We start from the raw sequence: 13472 nt of genomic DNA, 5'->3' as shown, positions 1-13472 counted from the left end.
CCGTGCGATCCGGCCCGCCCCGGTGCTCGTTCAGTCGCGGTGGTGCCGTCCGGTCCGCAGCGAGCGGGCGTCGTCGGCGTTGTCGTCCGAGGCGAGACCGGCGACCCAGTCCACGTACTCGTCGTCGGCAGCGGTGGTCGGCTCGGCCGTACGCTCGGCCGGCTCCGGGTCGCCCTTGGCCCCGCGGTTGCGGCGGAACAGACCACGCAGAGGCTTCGACTTCCCGGCGGGCGCGTCGGCGTCGTCCGGTTCGGCGTGCCGGCCGCGCCGGGAGTCCGGCTCGCTCGTCTCCGGCGCGGTGGCTTCCGGAAGCGCAGTGACGGCCTCGGCCGGTACGGTGGTCACCGCCTCGGGACGGGCGACCGGCCCTGTCTCCGGCCGGGCAACCGGTCCGGCGGGACGGGCGTTCGTGGCCAGCGCGTCCCAACCGGCGCTCGCGCCCGGCTCGGGGAGGCCCCGGTGGCGGGGACGCGGCGCCGGCTCGGCCGGGACGCTCGTCTCCGCGCCGTCGCGGGTCGGTGCGTCCGGTTCGGTGGTGGCGCGGTGCGGACGGGTAGCCGGGGTGATCGGCCAGGCCGGGCGTACCTCGCCGGGCGCGCCGGTGACGTCCTCGAACATCGGGAACCGGGGCCGGGACGACGGGGCCGGCGCCGGGTCGTCGAAGAAGAAACTGCGTCCGGTACGCCCGGACGATGCGCCATCCCCGGTGGGGGCGCCGGTGTGGGGAGCCGGGCCGCCCTGCGTGCCGGGGTCCGTGTGGCCCGGTGCCGAGGTGGTGCCCGCGTCGTCCCGGACTGCGTTCGCGGCCGGTGGGATCGCGGCGGTGCTCGTGGCGTCCAGGGCCGGTCGGGTCCGCCGGCCGGTCGCCGTCGACGCGGCGTCGGTCGAGCCGGCCTGGGCGTCGGTGCGTGTCGGCGTGGCGTCGGCCTGCCCGCTCGGCGTGGTCAGAGCGGCGTCGGCCGGGCTGCTCGGCGTCGTCGGCGCGATGTCGGCCTGGGCGGACTCGGGGGAGGCCGGGGCGCCGGCACGCGGTCCGGCCTTCGGGGTGCGGGGGCGACGGGAACGGGTGGAACGGCCGGTTCCGGCAGTGGACTCGGCCGGTGGCGCGTCGGGGGTGTCGCTGTCCGCGCCGGCCGGGACCGGTCCGGCGAGGGCGCCGCTGTCCGTACGCGGGCCGGGAACGTGGCTCTCGGTGGTGCCGCCGGTGGCCGGTGACGCGTCCTTCGAGGCGGCGTCCCCGGTGCCGGGTGCTGCTGTGGTCTCGTCGGCGGGTGACGCCGGTCCGTCGGACCGGCCGGCGCGGGTACGGCGCGGCCGGGTCACCCGTGGCGTGGTCGCCGCCGCTTCCTGAGCCGGTTCCGGTGCGACATCGCCAGTTGCGGAGCCGTAGCCGGTGACCGGTGCGGCTGCGGAGGTGCCGTTGCTGTCCGCCGGGGTGACTGCGGAGGTGTCAGGGGCGCGGTCGCCGGTGGCCGAGGTGGTGGCGGGTCCGGAACCGGCGACGGCCCGGTCGGCGGTGGCTGCGCGGTCCGTGGTGACCGCCTCGCCGGCACTGTCCGTGTGGGCAGTGCCCGCGCCCGGGACCGCGCCACCGCCCGGGACCGTGCCCGCGCCCGCACCTGGGACCGGGTCGGGGCGGCTCGCGGCGAGGACGTCGATGGCCGACGTCCGGCGCCCCGGGGGCAGCAGGCCCGGCATGGGCTGGCCGTGGCCCGTGTCGACGACGGCCGGACGGTCGCCCACCGGCTGTCCCGTGACGGCCGGCTGATCGGCGTCGGGAAGATCGGTACCGGCCGGTGCCGACACCGTGGCCGAGCCGCCGGCCTCCGGCCAGTTCCAGTGCGCCGGCGCGGCGGCGCCGCTGGTCACCGGAGGCGCGGGCGGGGCGGCCGGAACGCCCGGAGTGGACGAGTGCGGCAGCGGCGCGAGGATGTCGGTGGCCTCGACGGCGTCGGGATCACCCGTGGTGACCGGCCGGGGCAGCACAGTGGTGGCGGTCGAGCCGAGCGCGCCGGCGATCACGGCGATCAGCGCCCCGTAGTAGGGCGCGACCTGGTAGCGGTCGGTCGCCGAGCCGGGACCGGCGGTCAGGTAGGCGAACGCGACGAGCACCGGGCCGGCCGCCCCGGCCGCGCCGCCGACGAGCGGCGGCCATTCGGCCCGGCGGGCGAGTACGCCGACCGCCCCGCCGGCCAGCAGCGCGAGCACCGGCAGCAGCAGCATGGACAGGCGTTGCGCCGCCTCCGGGTCGAGCCAGGAGGGTTCGAGGACGCCGAGCCGTACCGTGGCCAGCGGGCGGCTGGAGACGATCGTGGGCGCGACGGAGAGCAGCGCCATCAGCCAGACGATCCCGGCGGTGATCGCCACGCCCCAGCCGAACGGCGGCTTGAGCAGGACGGTGATCGCGGCGCCCGCTCCGACCACCGCGCCGAGGGCGGCGCAGATGCCGGCGGCCCACACCGGGTCGACGGATCCGCCCAGCTCGGCCGCGCGGGCCGGTTGCATGCACAGCGGGGCGACCACCATCGCGCCGAGCGCGCTCACGCCGGCGATGGAGAGCAGTTCGGTGGTGCCGCCCTGTTCGTCGTCGCGGCGGGCGAAGCGCTCGGTGAGGACGGCTCCGGCGACCGTGGCGACCGCGGCGAACCAGCCCACCCAGACGAGCTGGGCGGGCCACCGGTTGACCGAGACGTCCACGAACGCGCCGTCGAGGCGTACGACTCCGAAGCCGTACGCGATGCCCAACTGGCCGGCCCCGGCCAGTACGCTCACGCCGAGCGCCGTGAGCAGCAGCCTGCCCCACGTCCGAAAGGCCATGTCGGGCACGTTACGGCCCGGTGCCCCCGATCGCCACCTTGCCGCCGCGCGGCGCGGCGAACCTGCCGGTGCGGCTACTTCAGCTCGACCAGGCGCGCGAGGTAGGTGGTGTCGCCGACGTTGGTGAGCATGTGCACCGCACCCGGGTCGCGGTAGACCACGCCGCCGGTCGGCTCGTCGGCGTCGATGGTGGTGCCGTCGATGGTCTGCACCACGTTCTTGGCGCCCTGGATCGCCACCACCAGGTACGGGTGGTCGTGGCGGTGCAGCGGCTGCCGCTCACCCGGCTCCAGCCGGATGTGCCAGACGCGTACGCGGTCGTTCTCGTACACGATCTCCTGGCCCACCGGGCCGAGTTCGAGGTCGGCGGAGAGTTCGGTCATCGTGGTCCGTCCAGTCGGGGGAGCACCTCGGCGGCGATGAGCTCCACGTGGTCGAGGTCGTCGAAGTCGATCAGGCGCAGGTGCACCCGGGTGGCCCCGACCGCGGCGAACTCGCCGATCCGCTCGACGAGCTGGGCGGGGGAGCCGACCACCGGGTCCTCCGGCGGCAGCGCGCTCGTGACGTGCAGCGGCGCGGCCCGGCGCTGCGCCTCGGCGTCGGTGCGTCCGATCGCCACCACGATGCCGGCGGAGAGCGTCAGCGGCGCGCGGCCGGAGGCGTCCCGTCCGGCGCGGTCGCACGCCTCCCGCACCCGCTCGTACGCGGCGGCGGTCTCGGCCACGCTCTTGAACGGCATGTTGAACTCGTCGGCGTAGCGGGCGGCCAGGTCGGGCGTGCGCTTCGGTCCCCGTCCGCCGACGATCACCGGCGGGCCGGGCTGCTGTACCGGCTTGGGCAGCGCGGGCGCGTCGACCAGGCGGTAGTGCTCACCGGTGAAGCTGTACGTCTCGTCGGGCGGGGTGCGCCACAGCCCGGTGACGATCTCCAGTTGCTCGGCGAGCCGGTCGAAGCGCTCGCTCACCGGCGGGAACGGGATGCCGTACGCGGTGTGCTCGCGCTCGTACCATCCGGCGCCGATGCCCAGCTCGACCCGGCCGCCGCTCATCCGGTCGACCTGGGCGACCATGACCGCCAGCGGCCCGGGGAGCCGGAACGTGGCGGACGTGACCAGCGTGCCGAGCCGGATCCGGGAGGTCTCCCGGGCCAGCGCGGCGAGCGTCAGCCAGGCGTCGGTGGGGCCGGGCAGTGCCGGCTCGTCCCCCATGGCCCGGTAGTGGTCGGCCCGGAAGAAGCCCTCGAAGCCGGTCTCCTCGACCAGCCGGGCGAACCGGAGCTGGTCGTCGTAGTCCGCACCGCGGTGCGGCTCGGTGAACACCGAGACCCGCATGGTCAGCGGCCTCCCACGGGTACGCCCGGCGCGTCCCGTTCCATCAGCAGCTCGTGCAGTTCGGCGCTGATCCGCGCGACGTCGGCGAGGTGTTCGTGGCGGCCGAGCGTGCGGGGCCGGGGGACGTTCACCTCGACGACCTGGCGGATCCGGCCGGGGCGCGGGCTGAGCACGACGACCCGGTCGGCGAGCAGCACCGCCTCGTCGATCGAGTGGGTGACGAAGACGATCGTCGCCTTCGTCTCCATGTGTACCCGCTGGAGTTCGCCGGAGAGTTCCTCGCGGGTGAGCGCGTCGAGCGCGGAGAACGGCTCGTCCATGAGCATCACCCGGGGCGAGCCGATCAGCGACCGGCACAGCGAGACGCGCTGCTGCATGCCGCCGGACAGCTCGTGCGGGAGGCGCTTCTCGAAGCCACCCAGCCCGGCCATCTCCAGCAGCTTGCGGGCCCGGTCGCGGTGCTCGGCGCGGCGCCAGCCGAAGATCTCCACCGGCAGCAGCACGTTGTCCAGCACCGAGCGCCAGGGCAGCAGCGCCGGCCGCTGGAACAGCATCGCCACGTCGCGGCGGGGCTTCGTGATCGGCGTACCGCCCACGGTGATCTCACCGCCGGTGACCGGCAGCAGCCCGGCGATCATGCGCAGCAGCGTGGACTTGCCGCAGCCGGACCGGCCGAGGACGGCTACGAACTCGCCTTCGGCGACGTCGAGGTCGATGCCGCGCAACGCCTCCACCCGCCCCGAACGGCCGTCGAAGGTGCGGGACACCCCGGACAGTCGGATCATCTCCCGCCGGCTCCCTTCCACGTCGTCCCCAAATGCGAGCCGGGCTAGCGTAGCGGACGGTGCTTATAGCACTGTCCGGGGTGGACGTCAGTCCGCTTTCCGTCACGCAACTTCGTTTCCGTTCCGCAACCGGGACGGCGGCGGCAGGTCATCTGCCTTCTCGTACGCTGTTGCGCGCGAAGAGTCCCCTCACGACGGTCCAGTCGGCCGAACCCACATGCCGACCCCGTCGGACCCACGACCCGACCGGCGAAGAAGTCCTGGTCGGAAAGGACATGGTGCACTGATGAGAAGGCTGACCCGTACGGTCGCCGCCGCGGCTCTGGCCACCGCCCTCGCCCTGGTGGGCGGCTGCAGCAGCGACTCGGAGAAGTCCGAGAGCGGCGGCGGCAACGGCGCGGCGCTGGAGAAGGTGACGTACCTCACCTCGTTCGGCAACTTCGGGCGTGACTCCTACGCCTGGGTGGCGAAGGACAAGGGCTTCTTCAAGGAGGCCGGTTTCGACGTCGACATCAAGCCCGGTCAGGGCACCGGCTCCGTGATCCAGACCATCACCGGCGGCCAGGCCGACTTCGGCCCGATCGACCTGACCGGTGGCATCCTCCAGCTCGGCAACGGCCAGGCGAAGGACTTCGTGGCGGTGGCCGCGATCCAGCAGCGCACCATGGCCGCGATCGTCACGGTCGAGGGCAAGAACATCGCCACCCCGAAGGACCTCGAGGGCAAGAAGCTCGCCGACACCCCGACGTCCGTCGTGCGCAACCTCTTCCCGACGTACGCGCGGCTCGCCGGCATCGACGGCAGCAAGGTGACCTGGGTCAACGGTGAGGCGCAGGGCCTCATCGGCATGCTCGGCTCGGGCTCGGTGGACGGCATCGGCCAGTTCGTCGTCGGCCAGCCGACGGTGGAGACGGTGACCAAGAAGAAGCCGGTCGTCCTGCCGTACAGCAACGTGATGCAGGACCTCTACGGCAACGCGCTGATCACGTCCTCGAAGATCGCCAAGGAGAAGCCGGAGATGGTGAAGAAGTTCACCGCCGCGCTGCTCAAGGGCCTGGAGTACTCGCTGGCCAACCCGGACGAGGCCGCCGAGATCCTGAAGAAGAACGTGCCGGCCGCCGTCCCGGCCGCGGCCTCCGCCGAGCTTCAGCTGATGGCCGCGTACGTCCGGTCGAGCAACTCCGGCACCGCGATCGGCACGCTGGACAGCGGCCGGGTGGCCAAGAGCATCGCGCTGCTCCAGGGCGCCGGTGCGCTCAAGCAGAACCTGACCCCGGACCAGATCATCGACTTCAACCTCGCGCCGAAGGCCTGACCGGTCCGCTCGGGCCAAACGGGGGTGCGACCCGCCGGACACCCCGGTGGGCGCACCCCCTTCGCGTGCCGCCGGTCACGTCGACCGGCGCAGAGAGGAGACACGTTGACACAGTCGACCGAGGCCCGGCCGGAGGCGCCGCCGCGCCCGGCGGTCCGGCGCGGGATCGCCGTACGCCCGGCGGCGGTCGGGTTGCCGGCGCTGGGCCTGGTGATCGCGGTGGCGGCCTGGTGGCTGGTCACCTCGGGCCTGAACCTGGTGCACCCGGCCGCGCTGCCCCCGCCGCAGGCGGTGGGGAAGTCCCTCACGAGCACCACCGAGGTGCTGCTGCCCGCGCTGGGCATCACCACCTGGATGACCCTGTTCGGCTTCCTGCTCTCGTCGGTGGCCGGGGTGCTGATCGGGATGGCGCTGGCCGCCTCCCGGCGGGTGGAGCGGATGTTCGCGCCGCTGCTGGTGGCGGTGAACGCGGTCCCGAAGATCGCGTTCGGGCCGTTGCTGGTGGTGGCGGTGGGCTGGGGGCAGAAACCCATCCTGACCATGGTGTTCCTGCTCTGCTTCTTCCCGATCGTGCTCTCCACCGCGACCGGGCTGACCACCACCCCGGCGGATCTGGCGGAGCTGGGCCGGTCGCTCAACGCCTCGTGGTGGCAGTCGTTCCGCAAGGTGCGCTTCCCGGCGGCGCTGCCGCAGATCTTCGTCGGGCTCAAGGTGGCCATGCCGCTGGCCGCGATCGGCGCGGTGATCGGGGAGTTCTACTCCGACCGCCCGGGCCTGGGTTACCAGATCCTGCAGTACAACGGCGTCGGCGACACCGCGACCGCGTGGGCGGCGATCGTGCTGGTGGCGCTCATGAGCATCGTGCTCTACGCCGTCCTGAGCCTGGTCGAGCGCCTGGCCCTGCCCTGGGTGCGGGCCACCACCTCAGCCCGCTAGCCACTGACCCGAAGACCCGGCGTCGACCGGACACCCGGAAGGAAACCTCAACCCGCGGGTGCTGGCCGCCCACGACAGGTGTGGCCCCACCGCAACCGGCGCAGGGATCAAGCTTGACCGCCCGGAGCCGGTTGCGGTGGGGCCACACCCCCACCGCAACCAAGCAATCAGCCAGCGAGCCGCCAACGACCACCACGAGCCACCAGCGTCGTCAACGCCTGCGGCATCAACCCGGAGTGGTTGTCCGGCGTCATCCGGATCGGGCCGGACAGCCCGTCGAGCTGCGAGGTCTCCAGCACGTCGCGCAGCGCCTCCCGGTCGACCCTGCCCGGCTCGCCGCCCGCCCGCTGCTCGGCGTCGGCGATCAACTGGACCGCGTCCGCCGCGAACGAGGAGAAGCCGTTGTAGCCGCCGAACCGGGCGGTGTAGTCCTGGAACCACTGCCGCCGCGCGGCCTTGGCCGGGGTGGTGGCGATGACGTCGTCGATCACCATGGTCTGGGTGAAGATCAGCGTCGCCTCGTCCGTGGAGCGGGCCGACGGGCCGAGGAAGAGGTCCCCGGCGGCCGTGGCGTCGAAGAACAGCGACCCGCGGAACTTGCTCTGCCGGGCGGTGGTGGCGGCGAGCATCGCCTGCTCCGGCGTGGTCCACAGGACCAGTGCCTGCGGCTTGCCGGCGATCAGCTCGTTGATCTGCGTGCCGACCTCGGTGTCGGTGACCCGCACCGACTCGTTGCCGACCAGCTTGACCGGGGTCTTGCTCAGTTCGCGGCGCAGGGCGGCGAGCCCTTCCTGGCCGTAACCCTCGGCGCTGTGCAGCAACGCCACCTTGCGGATGTTGCGCCGGTCCAGTTCGCCGGCGAGGGCGGCGGCGCTGTCGGTGGCGTTCGGGGCGAGCTTGAAGACATATCGACGCTCGGCCACGGGCTCGGTGATGGCGCTCGACGAACCCAGTGCGATCGTCGGAATGCGCTTCTCACCGATCGTGCGGGCCGCGCCGACGGCGCATTCGTTGCAACCGCCCATGATGACGGCGCTCACGCGTGAGTCACCGCTGAAATCATTGATGTTCCGCAAGGATTCCGCGGCGTCCGAGCGGTTGTCCTTGACCCGCAGATCGATCTTCCGGCCGCCCAGTGCGCCGGAGGCGTTCAACTGCTCGACCTTCAGTTGCAGAGCCCGTTGGTAGACCTTGCCGACGGGCGCCGAGGCGCCGGAGAGTTCCAGGTCGGCGGCGATCACGATCGGGCTGGTGTCCTGCGGTTCCCCGCCGATCCCGCAGCCGGTGAGCGTGGTGGCCAGCACGGCCGATGCGAGCGCCGCGATGCTCGCGGAGCGGATGGGGCTCAACTCAGTCCTCCAGGTGCGGCGCGGGCCGACGCCCGATCACCGCCGCTCGTCCGTCCTCAGTGGAGGAACGGGATTGGTTTGCCGTACGGTGTGCGCGAAGCCTGCAAAACCTTGCCAATGCCGAGGCCTGTGGTCAAGCCGGGCTGACGAGTGCTGTTTCGGGACGGTCATCCCACATGCTGGGGACACGGAACATTAACTGACAATTACTGCACAGAAGCGCGTGACCACTCTGGAGTGACATCCCCTGATCAGGGGGTTGGAGAAAAGAAGGTATTAGGTGATCGGATCCCGGGATGCGTCGGCCGCGACCGTTTCCTGCCTCACTGCGGCTTCCCAAACAGGATCTCGTCTGATGAAATCGCGGCCGTGCCGCGCGTGGCGGTGGCCGCTGCACCAGGCACGGGTCAGCGGGTCGCGCGTGGAAGAAACGACGGAGGCGATGTCGTGAGCACCGGACCTACGACCCTGCCCGGGAGCCCCAACGCCGAACAGCCGAACCGGCGCCGGCGCCTGCCCAGGCTGCGCGACGCGCGGATCCGCTCCAAGCTCGCCCTCATCCTGGTCGTTCCGGTCGCGGCTGTCATCGCGCTGGCAACTATCCGACTCATCTCGGTCGGTCAGGGCGCGTACGAGGCGGACCGGGTCCGGTCGCTGAGCGCGGTGTCGGTCGACGTCTCGGCGCTCACCCAGGACCTGCACAAGGAGCGGATGGCGGCGGCGGTCTTCCTGGCCGACCCGAACCAGAAGCCGGACGCGTACAACCTGCGGGTACGCCAGACCGACGAGCGCATCGCGGCGTACCAGGAGGAGCGGAGCAAGCTCGGCGAGGTGCCGGGCGCGATCAGCAACCAGCTCAAGGTGATCGACGCCCACCTGTCCACGTTGAACGGCACCCGCCAGGAGGTGCTGGACCGGTTGCAGATGCCGGTGGCCGAGGCGACCCTGCGCTACGGCATCGTGCTGGACGACCTGGTCGCGTACGGCGACGCGCTGGCGCAGCAGCCGGGCGCGGAGAGCCTGGCCGACGCCCGCCGCGCGGTGGCCGCGTTCGCCCATGCGAAGGCCGAGGTGGCCGAGGAGCAGGCGGTGGCCTTCACCGCCCTGGAGGGCGGCCAGATCGACGAGGAGCAGTTCTCGTCCTTCGTGGCCACGCTCACCGGTCAGCAGGAGGCGCTGCTCACCTTCTCCCGGACCGCGACGCCGAGCCAGCGGGCGCTGGTGGACCGCACCGTCTCCGGTGACGCCGTCCAGCTCGCCGACCGGGTCGCGGGCGACATCTCCCGCTCGATCGAACGACCCTCGCTGGTCACCCGCGACGAGGCGTCCGCCGCCATCGGCGCGGTCGACGACCTGATGCGGTGGGCCGAGATCCAGCTCCTGGACGAGATGCTGGCCGACGCCGACGAGGTACGCGCCGACGTGATCCGGCAGGCGATCGTGGAGAGCCTGCTCGTGCTGCTCACGCTCGCGGTCGCGGTGACGCTCGCCGTGGTGCTGGCCCGCTCGCTCAACGACTCGCTGCGCCGGCTGCGCGAGGGCGCGCTCGCGGTGGCGAACCACGACCTGCCGGACGCGGTGAGCCGGCTCCAGAACGTCAACGCCATCGGTGACGGCGGCGTGGACGAGATCGTCCAGCAGGTGCGGGATCCGATCAAGCTGAGCAACCGCGACGAGGTCGGCCAGGTGGCGGTGGCCTTCAACGTGGTCCACCGGGAGGCGGTCCGGGTCGCGGCCGAGCAGGCCGCGCTGCGGACGAGCGTCTCGGCGATGTTCCTCAACCTGGCCCGCCGCTCGCAGAGCCTGGTCGACCGCATGATCGGTGAGCTGGACGCGATCGAGCGCTCCGAGGAGGACCCGAAGCGGCTGGCGCAGCTGTTCGAGCTGGACCACCTGGCCACCCGGATGCGCCGCAACGACGAGAACCTGCTGGTGCTCGCCGGCGCCGACTCGGCCGTGCCGCGTCGCGACGACGCGCTCCTGGTCGACGTGCTGCGCGCCGCGCAGTCCGAGGTCGAGCTCTACAACCGGATCGAGTTCGGCACCGTCGACACCGACATCTCGGTCGCCGCGCACGCCGTCAACGACGTCGTCCGGCTGGTCGCCGAGCTGCTCGACAACGCCACCCGGTTCTCGCCGCCGAACACCAGCGTGGTGGCCGACGGCCGCCGGATCCGCGACTACGTGCTGATCCAGATCGAGGACCGTGGTCTGGGCCTCAGCGACGACCAGCTCGACTCGCTCAACCGGCGCCTGGCCGCGCCGCCGACCGTCGACGTGGCCGCGTTCCGGCTGATGGGTCTGGCCGTGGTGAGCCGGCTCGCCTCCCGCTACGGGATCAGGGTCGAGCTGCGCCGCAACGTCGAGGGCGGCACCGTCGCCCAGGTCACGCTGCCGAACTCGACAGTGGTGCTGCCGGCCAACCGGGGCCAGGCCCCGCTGGCCCGGCCGCGTCAGCCGCTCGCCGTCGAGCAGTCGCCGCTCAGCCAGGCCGGCGCCGCCGACGCGCTGGCCGGCGCCGGGCGGGGCGCGGCAACCGCGACGCTCGCCGACGGGTGGCGCGGGGCGAGCACCGCCCCGCCGTCCAGGTGGCAGACGCCCGGCGAGACGCGCGACACCACGCCCGCCGTACATCTGGGTGGGGCGACCGGCGCGCTGCCCACCGTGGCGGCGCCCGCCCCGGTGGCCGCGGCGCCCGCCACCGCACCGGCTCCGGTCTCCGGAGCGGGCTGGTCGGCCGGCGGACCGACGGTGGCGTACCCGGCGCTCGACCCGCTGCCCAAGCGGACGCCGGGAGTCGAGAGCGCGCAACCCGCGACCCAGGCCGCACCTCCGGCCTACCAGCCGCTCGCCGCGGCGCCGGCGGTGGAGAGCACCCCGGCGACGCCGGTGGTGGCCCGGCCCGAGCAGCGGGCCGAGGCGCCGATATTCCGCGAGATGGAGGCGGTCTGGTTCCGTTCGCACGGAGAGGACGAGACCACCATCTTCACCCGTCCCACGTTCGACGAGCCGCCCGCGCCGGCGCAGCCGGCCGTGGCGCCCCCCGCGGCGTCGGCTCGTCCGAAGCTGCCCACCCGTACCCCCGGGGCCCAGGCGTCGGGGCTGACCACGTCGACCACGCCGCCCGCGTACAGCCCGCCGGAGGTTCCGTCCACGCCGCCGGCGGCCGCGACGCCGCCCCCGGCGCCGCCCGCCGCCGAGCCCGCACCCGCGCCCACGCCGCCGATCGACCCGGAGGCCTGGCGTACGGCGGCCGACGAGGGCTGGTCGCGGGCCAGCCGTGCCGCGGAGCCCACCACCGGCGGCACCACCCGCTCCGGCCTGCCCAAGCGGGTGCCGCAGGCCCAGCTCGTGCCCGGCGGGATAGAGCCGAAGAGCGGCCGGGACCGCAGCCGGCGCACGCCGGACGAGGTACGCGGTCTGCTCTCCGCCTACCACCGTGGCGTCCAGCGGGGCCGTACGGCCGGCGCCGACCTGAACAGCACCTCGACCAAGGAGACGAACCGATGAACAGGCCGGCGGCCATGCAGGACATGGGGTGGCTTCTCACCAACTTCGCCGACAGCGTTGCGGGCATCGCGCACGTGGTGGCGGTGTCCGCGGACGGGCTGCTGCTCGCCTCCTCCCGGGACCTGCCCGGCGACCGGGCCGACCAGCTCGCCGCGATCACCTCCGGCGTGGTGAGCCTGACCGAGGGCGCGGCGCGGATGTTCAGCGCCGGCGGGGTGTTGCAGACCGTCATCGAGATGGACAGCGGCTACCTGTTCCTGATGTCCATCAGCGACGGTTCGTCGATGGCCGTGCTCGCGGCGCGCAGCTGCGACGTCGGCCAGGTGGGTTACGAGATGGCGCTGCTGGTCGAGCGGGTCGGCCAGGCACTGGTCCCGCTGCCGAGAGACGCGGTCCGGTCCTGATCGGGCCGGGGAGCTGACGACCGGAGCCGGTGCGGCTCCGAACGAGGGGAGGTGATCGCGAGATGGACCCGCGACGTGATCCACGTGGCGCGCTGGTGCGGCCGTACGCGGTCACCCGGGGCCGCACCGAGCCGTTGCAGAACATCGCGCTCGAAGCGGTGCTGTCGAGCACGCCTACGCAGTCTGCCGAGGCGCGCTTCGCCGGGCACGACAAGTACCGCATCTCCTCGGTCTGTGAGGGCCGGGCGCAGTCGCTTGCGGAAATCGCCGCTTACACCCGGATGCCGCTGGGCGTCACCCGGGTGCTGGTCGCCGACATGGTGGCCGAGGGCCTGCTGACGCTACACACTGCCGCTCCCGCGACGGGTTTCGCGGCGCGGATGAACCTGCTTGGAAGGGTGCTAAGTGGACTTCGCGAACTATGACCCCGACGGGGTGAACCGCGGCCGGGAGATCATCTCCGCGAAGATCGTGATCGCGGGTGGCTTCGGCGTGGGCAAGACGACACTTGTCGGGGCGATCTCCGAGATCCAGCCGCTGACCACCGAGGCGCTGATGACCGCGGCGGGCGTGGGCATCGACGACGCGTCGAAGGTGCCGGGCAAGGAGACCACCACGGTCGCCATGGACTTCGGCCGTATCACCATGGCCGAGGATCTGATCCTCTACCTGTTCGGCACGCCGGGCCAGACCCGCTTCTGGTTCATGTGGGACGAGATCATCCGGGGCGCGGTGGGCGCCGCGGTGCTGGTGGACACCCGCCGCATCACCGACGCGTTCGCGCCGCTGGACTACTTCGAGAACCGCAAGCTGCCGTACGTCGTGGCGTTGAACCGCTTCGGCGACGCGCCGCACTACGAGCTGGAGGAGGTCCGGGAGGCGCTCGCCATCTCCCCGGACGTGCCGATGGTCCTGTGCGACGCCCGCCAGCGGGACTCGGTCAAGCAGGTGCTGGTCACGGTGGTCGAGCACGCGATGCTCCGCCTCCAGGCCGAGCACGGCTACCCGGCCTCGGTCGGCTGACCG

At 72.8% G+C, this 13472-nt stretch carries 11 protein-coding genes; 6 read left to right on the top strand and 5 right to left on the bottom strand.

Translation table 11 applies throughout. The features are described 5' to 3' along the window. Positions 1-30: 30 nt before the first annotated feature. The 4 genes from ACN27D_RS09750 to ACN27D_RS09735 all read right to left on the bottom strand — a co-directional run bounded on the left by ACN27D_RS09750 (position 31) and on the right by ACN27D_RS09735 (position 4932). Positions 31-2817 carry a hypothetical protein gene (locus ACN27D_RS09750; protein WP_421498957.1) on the bottom strand — a complete coding sequence of 929 codons (2787 nt, stop codon included), beginning with the start codon at positions 2815-2817 and terminating at the stop codon, positions 31-33. Between the two features lie 74 nt (positions 2818-2891). Continuing rightward, on the bottom strand, positions 2892-3200 hold the full coding sequence (locus ACN27D_RS09745; RefSeq protein WP_013288595.1) for a cupin: 309 nt from the start codon (positions 3198-3200) through the stop codon (positions 2892-2894). Further along, entirely contained in the window at positions 3197-4147 is a 951-nt protein-coding gene (locus ACN27D_RS09740; protein ID WP_421498956.1) for an LLM class F420-dependent oxidoreductase, read from the bottom strand. Before ACN27D_RS09740 ends, ACN27D_RS09745 begins: the two co-directional genes overlap by 4 nt. Positions 4148-4149: 2 nt before the next feature. Then, a complete protein-coding gene (locus ACN27D_RS09735) occupies positions 4150-4932 on the bottom strand; it encodes an ABC transporter ATP-binding protein (RefSeq protein WP_349880305.1) in 783 nt (260 codons plus the stop codon). A 286-nt stretch (positions 4933-5218) separates the two neighbouring features. Between ACN27D_RS09735 and ACN27D_RS09730 the strand changes: the two genes are divergently transcribed. Together ACN27D_RS09730 and ACN27D_RS09725 are read left to right on the top strand one after the other, a co-directional pair. Continuing rightward, positions 5219-6247: an ABC transporter substrate-binding protein gene (locus tag ACN27D_RS09730; protein ID WP_091426339.1), complete on the top strand. Its 1029-nt coding sequence runs from the start codon at positions 5219-5221 to the stop codon at positions 6245-6247. Between the two features lie 105 nt (positions 6248-6352). Continuing rightward, the gene (locus ACN27D_RS09725) at positions 6353-7183 is read left to right on the top strand and encodes an ABC transporter permease (RefSeq protein ID WP_120573107.1); all 831 of its coding nucleotides are present in this window, start codon (positions 6353-6355) and stop codon (positions 7181-7183) included. Between the two features lie 167 nt (positions 7184-7350). Here the strand turns inward: ACN27D_RS09725 and ACN27D_RS09720 are convergent, their stop codons facing one another. Continuing rightward, positions 7351-8532, bottom strand: coding sequence for an ABC transporter substrate-binding protein (locus tag ACN27D_RS09720; protein ID WP_121685014.1), 1182 nt, complete (start codon positions 8530-8532; stop codon positions 7351-7353). Between the two features lie 447 nt (positions 8533-8979). Between ACN27D_RS09720 and ACN27D_RS09715 the strand changes: the two genes are divergently transcribed. From ACN27D_RS09715 to ACN27D_RS09700, 4 genes are all read left to right on the top strand, one after another. Then, positions 8980-12042, top strand: a complete 3063-nt coding sequence (locus tag ACN27D_RS09715) for a nitrate- and nitrite sensing domain-containing protein (protein WP_421498955.1) — start codon at positions 8980-8982, stop codon at positions 12040-12042. Continuing rightward, positions 12039-12446, top strand: coding sequence for a roadblock/LC7 domain-containing protein (locus ACN27D_RS09710; protein WP_013288588.1), 408 nt, complete (start codon positions 12039-12041; stop codon positions 12444-12446). The genes ACN27D_RS09715 and ACN27D_RS09710 overlap by 4 nt, the downstream gene beginning before the upstream one ends. 62 nt (positions 12447-12508) lie before the next feature. Next, positions 12509-12871 carry a DUF742 domain-containing protein gene (locus ACN27D_RS09705; RefSeq protein ID WP_013288587.1) on the top strand — a complete coding sequence of 121 codons (363 nt, stop codon included), beginning with the start codon at positions 12509-12511 and terminating at the stop codon, positions 12869-12871. Beyond that, positions 12852-13469 carry a GTP-binding protein gene (locus ACN27D_RS09700; RefSeq protein WP_013288586.1) on the top strand — a complete coding sequence of 206 codons (618 nt, stop codon included), beginning with the start codon at positions 12852-12854 and terminating at the stop codon, positions 13467-13469. The genes ACN27D_RS09705 and ACN27D_RS09700 overlap by 20 nt, the downstream gene beginning before the upstream one ends. The last annotated feature ends 3 nt before the right edge of the window (positions 13470-13472 follow it).

This window comes from Micromonospora sp. WMMD1274 (assembly GCF_049179035.1).
GTDB classification, from domain to species: Bacteria; Actinomycetota; Actinomycetes; order Mycobacteriales; family Micromonosporaceae; genus Micromonospora; species Micromonospora tulbaghiae.
The sequence above is the reverse complement of the archived record's forward strand: the minus strand, read 5'-3'. Positions and strand labels throughout refer to the sequence as shown.

Excerpts from the sequence above, each read along its gene's own strand:
- ACN27D_RS09730 (WP_091426339.1), top strand. The coding sequence starts at position 5,219 with ATGAGAAGGCTGACCCGTACGGTCGCCGCCGCGGCTCTGGCCACCGCC.
- ACN27D_RS09740 (WP_421498956.1), bottom strand. The coding sequence starts at position 4,147 with ATGCGGGTCTCGGTGTTCACCGAGCCGCACCGCGGTGCGGACTACGAC.
- ACN27D_RS09735 (WP_349880305.1), bottom strand. The coding sequence starts at position 4,932 with ATGATCCGACTGTCCGGGGTGTCCCGCACCTTCGACGGCCGTTCGGGG.
- ACN27D_RS09705 (WP_013288587.1), top strand. The coding sequence starts at position 12,509 with ATGGACCCGCGACGTGATCCACGTGGCGCGCTGGTGCGGCCGTACGCG.
- ACN27D_RS09745 (WP_013288595.1), bottom strand. The coding sequence starts at position 3,200 with ATGACCGAACTCTCCGCCGACCTCGAACTCGGCCCGGTGGGCCAGGAG.
- ACN27D_RS09710 (WP_013288588.1), top strand. The coding sequence starts at position 12,039 with ATGAACAGGCCGGCGGCCATGCAGGACATGGGGTGGCTTCTCACCAAC.
- ACN27D_RS09750 (WP_421498957.1), bottom strand. The coding sequence starts at position 2,817 with ATGGCCTTTCGGACGTGGGGCAGGCTGCTGCTCACGGCGCTCGGCGTG.